15 protein-coding genes are annotated in these 15,612 nt (G+C 71.5%); 7 read left to right on the plus strand and 8 right to left on the minus strand.

Annotation, left to right across the window (positions count from 1 at the left end; all coding sequences use genetic code 11):
- Positions 1-14: 14 nt before the first annotated feature.
- The 4 genes from AW273_RS06155 to AW273_RS06170 are packed head-to-tail and all read left to right on the plus strand — an operon-like array spanning position 15 to position 4,393.
- A complete protein-coding gene (locus AW273_RS06155) occupies positions 15-1,004 on the plus strand; it encodes a methyltransferase domain-containing protein (protein WP_062346067.1) in 990 nt (329 codons plus the stop codon).
- An 11-nt stretch (positions 1,005-1,015) separates the two neighbouring features.
- Positions 1,016-2,554, plus strand: coding sequence for a tryptophan halogenase family protein (locus AW273_RS06160; protein WP_062346069.1), 1,539 nt, complete (start codon positions 1,016-1,018; stop codon positions 2,552-2,554).
- A complete protein-coding gene (locus AW273_RS06165; RefSeq protein ID WP_062346070.1) occupies positions 2,547-3,068 on the plus strand; it encodes a flavin reductase family protein in 522 nt (173 codons plus the stop codon). Before AW273_RS06160 ends, AW273_RS06165 begins: the two co-directional genes overlap by 8 nt.
- A complete protein-coding gene (locus AW273_RS06170; protein WP_062346071.1) occupies positions 3,065-4,393 on the plus strand; it encodes a cation:proton antiporter in 1,329 nt (442 codons plus the stop codon). The genes AW273_RS06165 and AW273_RS06170 overlap by 4 nt, the downstream gene beginning before the upstream one ends.
- On the opposite strand, the gene AW273_RS06175 is transcribed toward AW273_RS06170, so the two are convergent.
- Together AW273_RS06175 and AW273_RS06180 are read right to left on the minus strand one after the other, a co-directional pair.
- On the minus strand, positions 4,366-5,370 hold the full coding sequence (locus AW273_RS06175; RefSeq protein ID WP_157555587.1) for a hypothetical protein: 1,005 nt from the start codon (positions 5,368-5,370) through the stop codon (positions 4,366-4,368). The genes AW273_RS06170 and AW273_RS06175 overlap by 28 nt on opposite strands.
- A 127-nt stretch (positions 5,371-5,497) precedes the next feature.
- On the minus strand, positions 5,498-5,884 hold the full coding sequence (locus AW273_RS06180; RefSeq protein ID WP_062346073.1) for a GntR family transcriptional regulator: 387 nt from the start codon (positions 5,882-5,884) through the stop codon (positions 5,498-5,500).
- A 360-nt stretch (positions 5,885-6,244) separates the two neighbouring features.
- On the opposite strand from AW273_RS06180, the gene AW273_RS06185 reads away from it, so the two are divergent.
- Positions 6,245-6,943, plus strand: coding sequence for an LmbU family transcriptional regulator (locus tag AW273_RS06185; RefSeq protein WP_198168020.1), 699 nt, complete (start codon positions 6,245-6,247; stop codon positions 6,941-6,943).
- Between the two features lie 51 nt (positions 6,944-6,994).
- Here the strand turns inward: AW273_RS06185 and AW273_RS06190 are convergent, their stop codons facing one another.
- Positions 6,995-9,529: an ABC transporter permease gene (locus tag AW273_RS06190; protein ID WP_062346074.1), complete on the minus strand. Its 2,535-nt coding sequence runs from the start codon at positions 9,527-9,529 to the stop codon at positions 6,995-6,997.
- Entirely contained in the window at positions 9,529-10,320 is a 792-nt protein-coding gene (locus tag AW273_RS06195; RefSeq protein ID WP_083949535.1) for an ABC transporter ATP-binding protein, read from the minus strand. The genes AW273_RS06190 and AW273_RS06195 overlap by 1 nt, the downstream gene beginning before the upstream one ends.
- Before the next feature lie 314 nt (positions 10,321-10,634).
- On the opposite strand from AW273_RS06195, the gene AW273_RS06200 reads away from it, so the two are divergent.
- Positions 10,635-10,865, plus strand: coding sequence for a hypothetical protein (locus AW273_RS06200; RefSeq protein ID WP_062333207.1), 231 nt, complete (start codon positions 10,635-10,637; stop codon positions 10,863-10,865).
- 10 nt (positions 10,866-10,875) lie between these two features.
- Positions 10,876-11,112, plus strand: coding sequence for a hypothetical protein (locus tag AW273_RS06205; protein WP_063909849.1), 237 nt, complete (start codon positions 10,876-10,878; stop codon positions 11,110-11,112).
- 397 nt (positions 11,113-11,509) lie between these two features.
- Here AW273_RS06205 and AW273_RS36020 read toward each other — a convergent pair whose 3' ends face one another.
- From AW273_RS36020 to AW273_RS37000, 4 genes are all read right to left on the minus strand, one after another.
- A complete protein-coding gene (locus AW273_RS36020) occupies positions 11,510-12,136 on the minus strand; it encodes a V-type ATP synthase subunit D (RefSeq protein ID WP_198168021.1) in 627 nt (208 codons plus the stop codon).
- Positions 12,133-13,500 (minus strand): V-type ATP synthase subunit B, encoded by a 1,368-nt coding sequence (locus tag AW273_RS06215; protein WP_062346081.1) that lies wholly within the window; start codon positions 13,498-13,500, stop codon positions 12,133-12,135. Before AW273_RS06215 ends, AW273_RS36020 begins: the two co-directional genes overlap by 4 nt.
- The gene (locus AW273_RS06220; RefSeq protein WP_062346083.1) at positions 13,497-15,176 is read right to left on the minus strand and encodes a V-type ATP synthase subunit A; all 1,680 of its coding nucleotides are present in this window, start codon (positions 15,174-15,176) and stop codon (positions 13,497-13,499) included. The genes AW273_RS06215 and AW273_RS06220 overlap by 4 nt, the downstream gene beginning before the upstream one ends.
- The coding region (locus AW273_RS37000) for a hypothetical protein (protein ID WP_198168022.1) at positions 15,164-15,612 on the minus strand (449 nt) is incomplete at its 5' end. The genes AW273_RS37000 and AW273_RS06220, both read right to left, overlap by 13 nt.

A 15,612-nucleotide genomic window follows, 5' to 3' on the forward strand; every position in this document is an offset into this window, starting at 1 on the left:
CTGAGGAGGGCTCGATGAACCCGCAAGCCACCACATCCGCTGAGATCTTCAACTCCACCGTCGCCGGTTTCGCCATCGCCACCGCCTGGGAAGTGGGCGCGCTCGACGAGCTGCACGAGCGGGGCGTGGTCGACGTGCCCGCCTTCTGCGCCCGGCACGACCTGCACCTGCCGTCGGCGCGCGGCATGTTCGCCGCCCTCGCCTCGGCCGGCGTCGTGGTCCGGGACGGCGAGGACACCGCGCACGCCGGCCCCGCCCTGCCCGACGTCTACCGGGACAAGGCGTTCTTCCACTGGCTGACGATCGGCTGCGCCGAACTGTTCGGGAACATGCCGCGCATCGTCCGCAACGAGAACCGGGCGGGCGCCTTCTACCGCCGTGACGCGGTGGCCATCAGCTACGCCTGCAAGGACATCAACCGCCAGGCGTTCGACCCGGCGTTCTGGGAGGCGATGGAGGCCATCGACTTCTCCTTCCGCACCGTCGCCGACCTGGGCTGCGGCGGCGGGGGCCGGCTGGCCCAGATCGCCGCCCGCTATCCCGACGTCACCGGCGTCGGGATCGACATCGCCCCGGCCGCCCTCCGCGACGCCGCGGCGAACGTGGCCGCCGACGGGTTCGGCGGGCGGTTCGAGTTCATCGAGGCCGACGTCCGGGAGATGGACGCCGACCAGCGCCTGGAGAAGGTCGAGGTGCTGACCTGCTTCATGATGGGCCACGACTTCTGGCCCCGGGAGCAGTGCGTGGCCTCGCTGCGCCGGCTGCGCGAGGCGTTCCCCAACGTCCGCCGCTTCCTGCTGGGCGACACCGCCCGGACCACCGGTATCCCCGACCGGGAGAAGCCCGTTTTCACTCTGGCGTTCGAGACGGCTCACGACCTGATGGGCGTCTACCTCCCGACCCTCTCCGAATGGGAGAGCGTGTTCGAGGAGAGTGGGTGGACGTGCCTCAACGCGCGTCCCGTCCACGTGCCCGCGGATTCCGTCGTCTTCGAACTGGCCTGAGGAGTTTCATCGTGATTCGATCTGTGGTGATCGTGGGTGGCGGCACGGCCGGGTGGATGACGGCCAGCTACCTGAAGGCGGCCTTCGACGACCGGCTCGACGTGACGCTGGTGGAGTCGCCACAAGTCAGGCGCATCGGCGTGGGCGAGGCCACGTTCAGCACCGTGCGCCACTTCTTCGACTACCTCGGCCTCGACGAGGCCGACTGGTTGCCCAAGTGCGCGGGCGGCTACAAGCTCGGCATCCGCTTCGAGAACTGGGCCGGGGACGGCGAGCACTTCTACCACCCCTTCGAGCGGCTGCGCGTGGTCGACGGCTTCTCCGTCGCCGACTGGTGGCTGGCGCTGGGCGACCGGAGCGAGTCGTTCGACCGCTCCTGCTTCATCACCACCGCGTTGTGCGAGGCCAAGCGCTCGCCCCGGCTGCTGGACGGCTCGTTGTTCAGCTCCGGGCTGGACGGCTCCCTCGGCCGCAGCACCCTGGACGAGCAGCGGGCCCAGTTCCCCTACGCCTACCACTTCGACGCCGACAAGGTCGCCGAATACCTGGCCGGCATCGCGACCAAGAACGGCGTGCGCCACATCGTCGACGACGTCAAGCACGTCGCGCAGGACGAACGCGGCTGGATCACCCACGTCCGCACCGCCGGGCACGGCGACGTCGCCGGTGACCTGTTCGTCGACTGCACCGGCTTCCGCGGCCTGCTGATCAACCAGACCCTCGGCACGGCCTTCGAGTCGTTCGAGGACGTGCTGCCCAACAACCGGGCCGTCGCCCTGCGGGTGCCGCGCGACGAGGCGACGGACATGAACCCGTACACGACGGCGCGGGCGATGAACGCCGGCTGGATGTGGACGATCCCGCTGTTCCGCCGCAACGGCAACGGCTACGTCTACTCCGACAGGTTCATCAGCCCGGAGGAGGCCGAGCGCGAGCTGCGCCAGGCCGTCGCCCCCGGGCGGGACGACCTGGAGGCCAACCACATCCGCATGCGCATCGGCCGCAACCGCGACTCGTGGGTCAACAACTGCGTGGCCATCGGCCTGTCCAGCGCGTTCGTCGAGCCGCTGGAGTCGACCGGCATCTTCTTCATCCAGCACGGCATCGAGCAGCTCGTCCGCTACTTCCCCGACGAGCGCTGGGATCCGGTGTCGATCGCCGCCTACAACGACCGCGTCGCGCACGCCGTCGAAGGGGTCAAGGAGTTCCTGGTCCTGCACTACAAGTCGGCCCGGCGCGACGACACGCCGTACTGGAAGGAGGCCAAGCTCCGGGCCATGCCCGAGGGCCTGCGCGCCAGGCTCGACCTCGCGGACTCCCGCCTGCTGGACGAGGAGACCATCTACCCGCGCTACCACGGCTTCGAGAGCTATTCGTGGAACGCCATGAACCTCGGCCTCGGCCGGATCCCGCGCACGCCGGCCCCCGCACTGGCGCACATGGACCCCGCGAACGCGCGGGCCGAGTTCGCCCGGATCAAGGCCGAGGCCGACGAGCTGGTCGCGGCCTTGCCCAGTTGTCACGAATATCTGGCGAAGATCAATGACTGAGCCCGGCGGCCCGGCCACGCCGGGGGAGTTCCGCGGCTTCATGCGCTCGTTCGTCACCGGGGTGACGGTCGTCGCCTCGGTGGACGAGTCGGGCGGCCTGCACGGCCTCACCTGCAACTCGCTGAGCAGCGTCAGCCTCGACCCGCCGACGCTGCTGGTCTGCCTGGACGTGCGCAGCGGCACCCTCGGCGCGGTGCGCGACAGCGGGGCGTTCACGGTGAACCTGCTCGGCGAGGCCGCCCAGGGCACCGCCGAGTTGTTCGCCTCCGCCGAGAAGGACCGGTTCGACCGGGTCACCTGGAAGCGCACGGCGCTGACCGGCCTGCCCTGGCTGGTCGAGGACGCGCTGGCCGTGGCCGAGTGCCGGGTCAGCCACGCGGTGCCCGTCGGCGACCACGTGGTCGTCTTCGGCCGGGTGGTCAACATCGAGAGCGGCGAGGGGAACCCCCTGCTGTACGGCATGGGGAGGTTCGCGGCGGCGGAGCGGCCGACGGTGCCGGTGAGCCGGGCATGACGAGCGTCCAGGGGACCGGGCTCGGCAACGGCTGGCGGGCCGCGCTCGGCGCGGGCGCCGGCCTGCTGATCCTCGGCGCCGCCGTGGCGCTGTGGGTCCCCGGCCTCGGCGGCGCCGACGCCGTCACCAAGTTCCTGCTCGCCGTGGCCGTGATCCTGCTGGCCTGTCACGTCTGCGGCGAGCTGGTGCGCAAGATCGGGCAGCCGCCCGTGCTCGGGGAGATCCTCGGCGGGCTGCTGCTCGGCCCGTCCGTCCTCGGCGCCCTGTGGCCGCAGGCGGTCGGCTGGTTGTTCCCCGCCGACGTGCTGGCCGCCCTCGACAAGGCCGCGCAGCTCGGGCTGGTGGTCTTCATGTTCCTGCTCGGCTGCGAACTGCGCACCGACCGGCTCAAGCTGCCCCGCGTCATCGGGGCCACGGTCGTCGGAGGCATGGGCCTGCCGTTCCTGTGCGGCATGGGCATCGCGATGGTGGCGGGCCCGATGCTGGCCGGGACACGGGGGGAGGAGTGGGCGTTCTACCTGTTCTTCGGCCTGGCCGTGGCCGTGACGGCGCTCCCGGTGCTGGCGCGCATCCTCGTGGATCTCGGGATCGAGCAGACCCGCGTGGGTGTGCTGGCCCTCTCGTCGGCGGCCATCGGCGACGGCGCGGCCTGGCTGGTGCTCACGCTGATCCTGGCGGCCGGCAGCGCCGGAGGTCTCGGCCAGGTGCCCGAGACCGCCGGGCTGGCGGTGGCGCTCCTGCTCGTCACGGTGTTGTGCGTCCGGCCCGCGCTGGCCGCGCTGGCCGCGCGGACCGATTCGGCGCGGGTGCTGACGATCGTGCTGGTGGTCGGCGCGACCGGATTCTCCGCGCTGACCCAGATGATCAACCTGCATCCCCTGATCGGCGCCTTCCTCTTCGGCGTGGCCGTGCCGCGCGGCTCGGAGGCCGTCCGGCGGGTGGGGGAGCAGCTTCAGGGGTTCACGCTGATGATCCTGCTTCCGCTGTTCTTCGCGGGCGTCGGGCTGAAGACGTCGGTCGGGCTCATCGGCGCGCACCCGTGGTACTGGGTGGCGGCCCTGGGCATCCTCGTCGTGGCCCAGGCCTCCAAGGTCGTCGGCGCGGGCGGCGCGGCGCTGCTGGCCGGGCTGCCCCGGCGCGAGTCGCTCCAGCTCGGCGTCCTGATGAACTGCCGGGGGGTCACCGAGCTCGTCATCGCCGCGATCGGCCTGCAGTTCGGGCTGATCAACCAGCTCGGGTTCACGATCCTGGTGCTTCTCGCGATCGTCACCACCGCCATGACCGTCTACCTGGTCCGTTACACGGGAGGGCGGCCGCTGTCCTGAGCGCCGACGCGCCTGTACGCGGACAGCGAGCGCCGGGGCAGGCGGGGCCGGGTGTTCCCCCTCAGGGCCTTCCGGATCTCCTCCGCGCCGGTGGCGGCGTCGTCCACGGTCACGATGAGCTCGCCGCCACCGCGCAGCGCCACCAGCAGCGCCGGCCCCTTGCGAATGATCACCGCGTGCCGTTTGAGGCTGCGGACGCGCCATCCCCAGCCGCCCCAGTCGGAGGGGTCGACCTCGATCACCTCGGCGGTCTCGATCTGCCGGAGGGGGATGCGCCAGATCGCCCACGGGCAGACGCGGCCGCGGATCGACAACCTCCTGCCGTCGAAGGTCAGCAGGATCCCGCCCCACAGGTTCAGCGTCGCCAGTGACGCGAGCGCGGGCAGCACCAGCCAGTACGTGCTGACCAGGGCCAGCAGGGCCAGCACCCCGGTGGTCGCGAGCGTCTTGCGCACGAACTCGGGATTGCGCGACTGCCCGATCCAGGCCGTACGGCCCCGGTAGGCGCCGATCTGGGAGGGGATCGGGTCGGGCGACAACTCGGCGGGCGGCCCGGAGTCCCGCAGCAGCGGGTAGACCGCGACGGCCCCCAGCGCGAAGGCCGCCGCCCCGACGGCGACCGTGATGTACTCCCCGCCGGACATCGGCCTGGCCAGGCGCCAGTCGGTCACGTCGAGGTTGGCCGCCAGCGGGCACACCACCACACCGCACATGACCATCGCCGTCAGCGCCGTCACGCCGCCGGCCAGGAGACGCTGCCCGATCGAGCCGGGCGGCCGCAGGTAGGCCAGCAGGGCGAGGGTGGAGCCGATCTCGATGGTGGTGACGGTGACCTCGCCGATCATCGGCCAGAGCGGCGCGGCGTGCTCTGGACGGCCGTCGAGGAAGTGCACGGCGACGACGTCGGGCAGCCGGTCGTCCAGCGCCCATAAGGCCCAGACGACCAGGACGAGCATGGCGGCGGGCAGGACGGCCACCACCAGAATGAAACGCGTGAATATTCGCTTGAGTGCGACGCGAATGCGCACAGCGACCCCCGGATTACTTTCTGCTTCTCCCCAGTGTTTTCATCCCTCGATGAAATGATGTCTCACGTTAAAACGTTCAGTCAGAAATGCTGTCACAGTCGCTGTTCTGTCGAAAGGCGCGTGACACTAGTGTTGCGAGAGCATCCTCCGAGAGGCCCAGACGCCGGGCCTCGGCGACGAGCCGCACGACGGCGTGGTTGAGACGGCGGTCCATGCCGGGCGTGCCCGCCGAGATGATCACCGTCCCCCGTCCGCGGCGGACCTCCGCGAGCCCTTCGTCGCGCAGTTGGGCATACGCCCGCAGCACGGTGTGCAGGTTGACCCGCAGGGCGGCGGCCAGGTCCTTGGCGGGGGGCAGGTGCTCGCCGACTTGCAACGTTCCCTCGGTCAGAGCGCGTCGCAGCCCGTCGGCGATCTGGTCGAACAGGGGGATCCCGCTCGTGGGATCGATGCTCAGCTGCATGGGATCTCAGAGGCGGTCGCCGCCCGGGGGGCGGGCGGGCGGATGTGGGGGTACATCCCGGAAGCCTTTACTCATAGTTCTAGAAATTATAGAGTCACTCTGGTCTCGACGGCGACAAATGTCTCTGGGGGCCATCGAATGTTGTACAAACAACCCATCATAGGAGTCGCTCCACCGGTCGGGCTAACGGGCCGACGATCCGAGCCGCTTCGAAACGTTCGGGAATGACGTTCCGAATGTATGCGTCCCACGTTCTTGGTACCTGACCGCGGCGTTGACCCGGCCACCCTCTTCGGTGATCGGCGCCGACCTCCCATCATTCGAGCTGCCCTGGCTCGTACCCTTGATGAAAGGGCATCGATGAGTGAAATCCCACTGCCAAGAAAGAAACCCGTCCCCGGCCGCGACAGGCGGATTCCGCAGGCGGCGGGCGGCCCCGCACATGGTCTGGGTCTCGACCGCGCGGTGATTCCGCGGCGGACGGGTCTCCAGTTTCCGACACATATCCCGCTTTCCAACTGGGAAGGCATCGGCCGGCAACTCTCCCTCATCGCCGATTCCTCGGCATGGTGGCTGGGTGACTGGCTGGTCTACGGAGAGAAGCAGTACGGAGACCGCTACCGGGCCGCCATCGAACGCACCTCCCTCGACTACCAGACGCTGCGCAACTACGCCTGGGTGGCACGCAGGTTCGGGTTGTCCCGCCGCCGGGACAAACTGAGCTTCGCCCACCACGCCGAGGTGGCCGCGCTGACCCCCGCCGACCAGGACGCGTGGCTCCAGCGGGCCGAGGAACAGGCGTGGTCCAGGAACCGCCTGCGCAAGGAGATCCGGCAGGCCGCGATGCTGAAGAACGGCCAGGTGCCGGACGACGCCTCGGAGACGAGCGTCAAGGTCCAGCTCAATCCGAGTCAGGAGCAACTGGAGCGCTGGGAACGCGCGGCGCGCGAACAGAACTGCGACCTGGCCAACTGGATGGTGCTGGCCCTGGAGACCTACGCCCGGGAGATCACCAGCGGCGACGCCGTCGTGCCCGAGCTGGAGAGCGCGGGCGCCTAGCGGACACGCGAAGGCTCCGGCCGCGGCGCACGGCCGCGACCGGAGCCTTTCTCACTGCTCGTGGATGGCGCGCAGGACGTTCATCCCGGCCGCGCGCCGCGCCGGCCAGACGGCCGCCGCGATGCCGATCAGCACCGCGCTCAGCAGATAGAGCCCGAGCCGGTCGTACGGCAGGTCGAGCACCTCCATGCCGTCGCCGGCCATCACCCGCTGCAACGCCCACCCGATGGCCACCCCGAGAAGCAGCCCGAGCACCGCGCCGAACAACGACACGACGACCGACTCGTAGCCGATCATCCCGCGCACCTGGCCCCGGCCCATGCCGACGGCCCGCAGCAGCCCGATCTCGCGCGAGCGCTCCATCACCGACAGGCTCAGCGTGTTCACGATGCCCAGCGCGGCGATGAGGATCGACAACACCAGCAGCACCACGATCAGGTTGAGCACCTGGTCGATCTCCTGGCGGGCGTCCGCCCGCAGCGTCTCGCGGTCCTTGGCCGTCACGGTCGGGTGGGCCCGCAGCGCCGTGAGCACCGCCTGCCGCGCCTGGTCGGCGGCGGCGTCGTCGAGGTCGACGAACGCCCGCTGGATCAGGCTCGCCTCGGCGTGGGCCTGGTAGGCGGCGGTGCCGACGATGATCGGCAACCCGGCCACCTCGTTGTCCGCGTACACACCCGCGATCTTCAGCCGGGCGGTGGAGCGGTCCGGGTACTGCGCCTCGACGCTCTGACCGGCCTTCCACCCCCGTTCGGCGGCGAGCGACGACTGCACGAGCAGGTCGCCCGGACCGGGGAGGGCGCCGGACTCAAGGGTCAGACTGGCCGGCCGGGCCAGCGCCGCCGCGTCGGCGACCAGGACGGACGCCTGCTCACCCGCGATCTTCATCGCGCCGGTGCGCACCGGCGTCACCGAGCTCACGCCGGGCACCGCCGCCACCGCGTCGACGGTCTCCTGGCCGAAACCGGTCAGGCCTCGCGCCTCCAGGGACAGGTCGGCCGCGAACTGCCCGTCGACCCTGCGGTCGGCGGAGGCGCTCAGCGACCCGGCCACCACGGTCGAGACGGTCACGAGGGTGAGCCCGATCATCATCGCCGTCGCCGTGGCGGAGGTGCGGCGGGGGTCGCGGCGGGCGTTCTCCTTGCTCAGCTCGCCAACGGTGCCGCCGAGCCGGGCGAGGGGCCAGCCGAGCACCGCGATGACCGGCCGGCTCAGGAACGGGCTCAGCATGGTCAGCGCGATCAGCACCAGCAGGCCGCCGCCCACGACCAGGATCGCCGCGTCCGGCTCGCCGGACGCCACGCCGCCGCCCATCGAGAGCACGCCGAGCAGCGCGACGACCGTGCCCGCGACCAGGCGGAACCTCGTCGACCGGCGGGTGAGCGTGACGTCCTGCCGCAGCGCCGCCACCGGCGGGATCTTCGCCGCCCGGCGGGTCGGCAGGTAGGCGGCCAGCACGGTGACGACCATGCCCACCGCGTACGACCACGCCACCGTCGCCGGGGTGATCACCGGGGTGCGCAGCGGCACCTGCGCCCCGCCGGCGAACTGCTCGAACCCCAGCCTGAGCACGTACGACAGGCCCACCCCGGCCAGCACGCCGAGCGTCGAGCCGACGAACCCGATGCCGAGCGCCTCGCCCAGGACCATGCGCGTCACCTGCGCCCGCGCGGCGCCGACCGCCCGCAGCAGCGCGAGCTCACGGATCCGCTGCACGACCAGGATCGTGAACGTGTTGAAGATCATGAAGGAGCCGACGAACACCGCCACCCCGGCGAACGCCAGCAGGAAGCGGCTGATCAGCGAGAAGACGGAGTCGAGCTGGCTCTTGACCTCCTGGGTCTCGTCGGCCCCCGTCTTGGCCTCGTACCCGCTGGGCAACACGGCCGAGATCTGCTGGAGCAACTGCTGCTGCGAGACCTCCGCGCGGGGCCGCACGAAGACGGCCGAGTAGGCGCCCGGTCCGGTGAGCAGCGCCTGCGCGGTCTCCGGGGCGAAGGCCACGTAGGTGGCGGCCCGCCCGAGCTGGTCGTTGAGCGGCCGGAACACCCCGCTCACCCGCATGCGCTTGGTCGTTCGCTTCGTCACGATCTCGACGGAGTCGCCGACCTTGAGGTTCCCCTCGGCGGCGGTGCGCTCCTCGACCACGACGTCGTCGGGCCCCGACGGCTCCCGGCCCGACAACAACTTCAGGCCGTCGGTGCCCGGCCGCTGGAGGTAGGCCGCGCCGATGTGCCCGGTCCGATCCTCGCCGACGATCCGGCCGTCGGCGCGGACGACCACCGCGTATCCGTCGAAGTAGCCCTTGAACTCCTGCGCGCCGGCGACCTTGGTGCGCAGATCGGCCAGGAGGGACTCCGGGACGGTCACGTCCGGGGCGCCCTCTCCGGTGACGGCCTGACCGGCCCGCACGATGACGGTCGAGTTCTCGGTGCGGGCCGAGAAGATGGGGTCGAGGCTCCGGGTGGCGGTGTCGCGGAAGATCATCGTCCCGGCGACGAACGACACGCCGAGCGCGACGGCGAGCACCGAGAGCGCGAGCCTGATCCGGTTCGCCATGAGGTTCCGGAGGGCGAGTTTCGCGAGCATCAGGCCCGTCCCTCCGAGCGCTTGGCCGCCGGCTCGAACTCCGCCATCCGCTCCAGCACCCGGCCGGCCGTCGGGTCGTCCATCCGGTCGACGACCCGGCCGTCGGCCAGGAAGATCACATGGTCGGTGTACGCCGCCGCCGTCGGGTCGTGGGTCACCATGACGATGCTCTGGCCGGTCTGCCGCACCGAGTCACGCAGGAACGTCAGCACCTCGGCCCCGGACCGTGAGTCGAGGTTGCCGGTGGGCTCGTCCGCGAAGATCACCTGCGGCTTGGCCGCCAGCGCCCGCGCGCACGCCACCCGCTGCTGCTGCCCGCCGGAGAGCTGGTTGGGCCGATGGTCGAGCCGCTCGCCCAGACCGGTGATCTCGATGACGGTGTCGAGCCAGCCCTGGTCGGGGATGCGCCCGGCCAGCCGCATCGGCAGCAGGATGTTCTCCAGCGCCGTCAGCGTCGGCAGCAGGTTGAACGACTGGAAGATGAAGCCGATCCGGTCCCTTCGTACGCGTGTCAGTTCCTTGTCCGACATATCGGTGATGTCATCGTCGCCAATAAAAACCCGCCCGGAATCGACGGTGTCGAGCCCCGCCATGCAGTGCATGAGAGTCGATTTCCCCGACCCCGACGGCCCCATGATGCCGCTGAACTGACCCGCCTGGATGTTCACCGAAACGCTGTCGAGAGCGGTGACCGACACGTGACCGGTGTCGTATCGCTTCGATATGGCCTGCGCGCGAGCGGCGACCGGCCCGGTCGTGTCCTCGGCGAGCACAGCTGTTCTGTTCTTCACCTGTTCTCCTGGCTGCGTTTCGTCGAATAATGAAATGAGGCGGACACGGTCGCCGCCTTGATTTCACGCTAGAGACCACACCCGGTCGAATTCATCGGCCGAGGGGATCGGCTCGTCCGACGGAAGTCGGCATCCTCGCGGCGCGGCGCGACCAAAGTATGAGAGCGCCCCCGCCATACACCCCGGCGTGCTGGTGTGGTGGCCCGTGCCTGCCAACTTTCGTCCGATACGCCGCCTTGACGGCACGACTTCCGTCGGGCCGTTCCAGCCCGATGGGCGATCCGAGCGGACGGCCTCCGGGCTAGGCTGGACGCATGCGTAAATTGCTACAGGGGCTGGGATTCTTAATGGTCCTGGAGGGCATCAGCGGAACGATCGACCAGATCGCCGTCCAGCCTTTCTTCGGCCTGGTGCTGAACGCCTTCAACCGCTTCGTCGTGGAACGCATCGACGCGCTGCAGGGCTACGAGATCTTCGCGAACCTCATTCTCGCCGTGCTCGGGATCGTCGTGATGGTGGCGGCCACCCGGCTGGAGGATTCATAAGGAGCATCGAATGCGGAAATTAGTGGCCCTGGTCGGCGTCATCGCGATTCTGGAGGGCCTCACGGGAGTGCTGAACCAGATCATCGCGGGCGACCCCACCATTCCGCTCCGCCTGTTCGACCATTTCAACCGCCTCGTCGTCGAACGCGCGGCGTTCCTCGACGGCTACGAGATCTGGGCGAACGCGGCGCTGGCGGTGGTCGGTGTCGTACTGTCGATCGTCGCCCGCGCCCGCGTGCAGGCCTGACGGCCCAGGGAGCGCCTCCCCCCGGGCGCACCGGGCGGCTCGATTGATAGGCGGGGTTTGTCGGTCCTTCTGAATTTCGTCCCCGAAATGTCAATATTTCGATATTTCGGGGATTTTGTTAATGTCCTCGCGCGATGCCAAAGATCATCTCCGCATCCCAAGGAGCTCGATGACCTCCGCACCGTCCCTCCTGCGGGGGAGGGCGCTCTCCCCGCCGCACGCCGCCCAAGGCGGGTGCCCTGCGGGGGCGCACCCGTCCGACGGTCGCGGTGCTGGTGCCGGGGCCGTCACCCGGCTGCCGGAGTGCCTCACGGGGCGTTTTCGGCAGGCGCCCCTCACCACCGCCCGTTCCCTGCCGGCCTCGGCCGGAGTCGGCTGCCGGAACCGGGCCGGCGAGTCAGTCAGGCTGATCGTGGTCGGTGCGGGCCGCCCGGCGTAGCCGTGCGTTCTCGCCGCGTTCCGTCTCGTCCAGCGCGGTCGCGAGCGCGGCCAGTTCCGTTTCCAGCAGGGGGATCCAGTTCCGCCGGAGGGAACGGATTCGACGGCGCGTCGCCGTCACCTCCGCCGTCACGACTCTGGCCGCCTCCAGTGCCGCCGCGTGCCGGGCGGCGGCGAGGAGGGCGTCGCGGTGCGCTCGGCGGGTGGGGGCGAGGGCGGCGGTTCCGCCGACGGGTTCGGGCGGTTCCGGGAAGCGGCATGTCACCTGGTCGGGGAACCGGGCGCCCATGGCGTCGCGCCGGCGCACGAGCACCTCGGCGTCCAACTCGGCGTCGGGCGAGCCCTCGGCCAGGCGAAGCACCCGCTGCCCGCCGAGCAGGGCGGTCCGGAGCAGCCAGGCCTCCGCGTCCGCGCACGCGGCACGCCATTCCTCGCCCGTGCGGGCCGCCTCCCGGTCCAGGCGCTCCTGCTCCCGGCGGAGGATCCGCAGCTTGCGGTCGAGCAGGTCGAGGCCTCGCCGGGCGATCTCCAGCCGGTGCCGCAGCCACAGGTGGCCGGTGCGCCCGGGCGGCACGCGTGGTTTCACGAGCCCTCCCGATAGTGGACGTCCAGGGTGTCCGGGGCGAGCAGGGAGAGGTCGCGGCGGGGCAGTGCCGACAACACCCTCCAGGCCCGGGTGAAGGTCTGGTCCAGGTCGCGCCGCTCGTCGCGGCGCTGCCTCAGGAGGTCCTCCCGGAACGCCCGGGCGAAGGCCAGGTAGCGCCGGTCGGCGGGGGTGAGCGCGCTTTCGCCGACGAGTTCGGCGAGCTCGCGCGCCTGCCGCTCGCGGGCCAGCGCGGCGAGGAGCTGCGCGGCGACGTCCAGGTGCTCGGGGACCGTACGGCCCGCGCCGACGCCCTTCCGCATCAGGCGGGACAACGACTGCAGGGCATCGATCGGCGGATAGGCGCCTCCCCCGGCGAGCACGATCTGGCCCTCGGTGATGTAGCCGGTCAGGTCGGGCACGGGGTGAGTGATGTCGCCTGCGGGCATGGTGACGACGGGCAGGACGGTGACCGAGCCGGGCCGTCCCCGCACTCGTCCGCAGCGCTCGTACAGCGAGGCCAGGTCGCTGTAGAGGTAGCCGGGGTAGGCGCGTCTGGCCGGGATCTCGCCCCGGGCGGCGGAGACCTCGCGCAGCGCCTCGCAGTACGCCGTCATGTCGGCCATGATCACCAGAACGTGCCGGCCGCCTTCGAAGGCCAGGTGCTCGGCGACGGTCAGGGCCAGGCGCGGGGTGAGCAGGCGTTCGATGACCGGGTCGTCGGCCAGGTTGAGCAGCAGCGTCAACTCGCCCGCCGCGGTCCGCTCCTCCAGGGTGTCGCGTACGGCCGTCGCGTCGGCGTGGGTGAGCCCCATCGCGGCGAAGACCACGCTGAACGGCTCGGTTCCCGTGTGCGCCTGCGCGGCGATCTGGGCCGCGAGTTCCAGATGCGGCAACCCGGCCGACGAGAACAGCGCGATCTTCTGGCCGCGTACCAGCGTGGTGAGCGTGTCGATGGCCGAGACCCCGGTGAGGACCGGCTCGGCCGGGGGCCGGCGCATCGTCGGGTTCAGGGGCACGCCGCCGACCGGTGCGGTGGCCTGACCGAAGACGGGTGGTCCGCCGTCGAGGGGCCCGCCGCGGCCGTCGCAGACGCGGCCGAGCCAGCCGGGGCCCACCGGGATGCGCAGCGGGCTCCCGGTGAACGACACCCGCGTTCCCGAGCGGGTCATGCCGGAGGTCCCCTGGAGGACCTGGACGACGGCCAGGTCTTCGTCCACGTCCAGCACCAGACCGTGCCTGAGCTCCCCCGAGGCGAGGCGGACGCGGGCGAACTCGTCCCAGCCGACCCCCTCGACCCCCCGCAGCACGACCAGCGGCCCGGTCAGCTCGGTCACCTCGGCGAACTCCAGGACGGGCGCGATCACCGCAGGGCCGCCAGCACCTGGTCGCGGAGTCCGGGGACGCGCGCGGCAGGCTGCTCCCTGGCCCGTAGGAGGGGAGAGTAGTCGTGCTCCTCGATGGCCGTGATCGGCGTGCCGCCCGCGGCGAGGTCGAGGCAGTGGTCGATCACATCGAGGACGGCTCCGGACAGTGCGGTGGTGCGGTCCGGGGCGCTGAAGGCGTCGGCGGGGCTGAGGGCGCTCTGCCGCAGGAGCCCCTCCCTGATGAGCCGGCCGCCGAGCAGGACGACCCGTTCATGTGCGGGCAGTGCCCCGGTGCCGACGATCTCCGCCAGTGCCGCGATCCGGTCGGCCTCGGCGAGCAGGCTCGCCGTACGTGCCCGTTGAGTGGCCCAGGCGGCTCGTCCGTCGCGTACGTGCCAGGCGGCCAGCGCGTCGCCGTCACGGGCGAAGGACTCGGTCCACGACACCGCGGGGTAGTGGCGGGCGTAGGCGAGGTCGCGGTCCAGGCTCCACAGGGACCGGGCGAAGCGCTGGGTGAGGGTGGTGACGGGTTCGGTCAGATCGCCGCCCGGTGGGGAGACCGCGCCGATGATGGTGACCGAGCCGGCGGCTCCGCCGAGGGCGCGTACCAGCCCGGCGCGCTCGTAGAACGCGGCCAGGGCGGAGGCGAGGTCCGCCGGGTAGCCCTCCTCCGCGGGCAGTGCGCCGCTGCGTGAGGCGAACTCGCGGCGGGCCTCGGCCCACCTGGAGGTGGAGTCGGCGATGACGACCGCGTGGTAGCCCATGTCGCGGAAGTGCTCGGCGACCGTGACCCCGGTGTAGATGCTCGCCTCCCGGGCCATCATCGGCATGTTGGAGGTGTTGGCGATCACCACCGTGCGCCGCGCCAGGGGGCCGCCGGTGCGGGGGTCGGTCAGCTCCGAGAGTTCCTGGACCACGTCGGCCATCTCGTTCCCGCGTTCCCCGCAGCCGACGTAGACGACGACGTCGGCGTCGCACCATTTGGCGATCTGCTGGAGCAGCACGGTCTTGCCGGTGCCGAAGCCGCCGGGCACGGCCGCGGTTCCCCCGCGGGCCACGGGCAGCAGCAGGTCCACGACGCGCTGGCCGGTGATCAGCGGGACGGTCTCCCCCAACCGGTCGCCGAACGGCCGGGGGCGGCGCACCGGCCACGACGTGGTCACCCCGACCTGGTCGCCGCCGACCGTCGCCACCGCCGCGCCGATGGGCAGTCGCCCCTCGGCGCGTACGGCCGTGACCTGCCCGCCCGGGGAGAGCAGCAGGTAGGGCAACGCGCCCGCGTCGTCCAGCCGCCCGACGGGCGTGCCGGGCTCGGTATGGTCACCCTCGGCCGCCAGGGGCGTGAACCGCCACTCCTGATCGCCGGCCACGTTCACGGACCTGGGCCCGAGCCAGGTGGCGGCGCCGGTCAGTGGCCGAAGGAGACCGTCGAAGACGCCGCCGAGCAGGTGCGGCCCGAGCCGGGCCGACAGCGGCACGCCCAGGGCGGCCGCCGGTTGTCCGGGCGCGAGGCCGCCGGTGTACTCGTACGCCTGGACGGTGGCGCCGTCCCGGCGGATACCGACGATCTCGCCGGGAATCCGGTCCGGCCCCAGATCCACCAGGTCGTACATGGCGGCCTCCGACAACCCCGACACCTGGACCAGCGGCCCGTTCACCCGGGTCACGACGCCCACAGGATCTCCACCTCCGCCCCCAGGGCGTCCACCGCCTGATCGGCCAGCGTCTCCATCGTGGCGTCGACCCGGCGGCCCGCCGCCTCGGCGATCACCCCACCGCCGGGCTGCCGGGCCACCGTCGCGCCGACCCCCGCCCGGGCGCCGGCCAGTTCGGTGAGGCGCGCGATCAGCTCCGGGTCCTCGCCGAGAGCGCGGGCCGCCGCGCGGGCCCGGCGGCGCAACTCCGCGTACGCCTCCCCTTTCGCCGCCAGGACCGTCTCGCGGGCGCGGCGCCTGGCCCCGGCCCGCTCGGCGCGGGCCCGTGCCTCCGCCGCCGCCGCTCCCTCCGCCCTGGCCTCGGCGAGCACGGCCCGAGCCTGCTCGCGGGCTGCCGCGGTCGTGGCCTCGGCCTCGGCCCGAGCGGCCCGCCGCACGGCCGCGGCGTCACGGCGGG

It is taken from the genome of Herbidospora yilanensis (assembly GCF_001570565.1).
Taxonomy (GTDB): Bacteria; Actinomycetota; Actinomycetes; order Streptosporangiales; family Streptosporangiaceae; genus Herbidospora; species Herbidospora yilanensis.

What these genes read in the sequence shown, in the direction of transcription:
- AW273_RS06190 (WP_062346074.1), bottom strand. Translation starts at nt 9,529, where the DNA reads ATGCTCGCGAAACTCGCCCTCCGGAACCTCATGGCGAACCGGATCAGG.
- AW273_RS06180 (WP_062346073.1), bottom strand. Translation starts at nt 5,884, where the DNA reads ATGCAGCTGAGCATCGATCCCACGAGCGGGATCCCCCTGTTCGACCAG.
- AW273_RS06155 (WP_062346067.1), top strand. Translation starts at nt 15, where the DNA reads ATGAACCCGCAAGCCACCACATCCGCTGAGATCTTCAACTCCACCGTC.
- AW273_RS06205 (WP_063909849.1), top strand. Translation starts at nt 10,876, where the DNA reads ATGCGGAAATTAGTGGCCCTGGTCGGCGTCATCGCGATTCTGGAGGGC.
- AW273_RS06170 (WP_062346071.1), top strand. Translation starts at nt 3,065, where the DNA reads ATGACGAGCGTCCAGGGGACCGGGCTCGGCAACGGCTGGCGGGCCGCG.
- AW273_RS06200 (WP_062333207.1), top strand. Translation starts at nt 10,635, where the DNA reads ATGCGTAAATTGCTACAGGGGCTGGGATTCTTAATGGTCCTGGAGGGC.
- AW273_RS06185 (WP_198168020.1), top strand. Translation starts at nt 6,245, where the DNA reads ATGAGTGAAATCCCACTGCCAAGAAAGAAACCCGTCCCCGGCCGCGAC.
- AW273_RS06165 (WP_062346070.1), top strand. Translation starts at nt 2,547, where the DNA reads ATGACTGAGCCCGGCGGCCCGGCCACGCCGGGGGAGTTCCGCGGCTTC.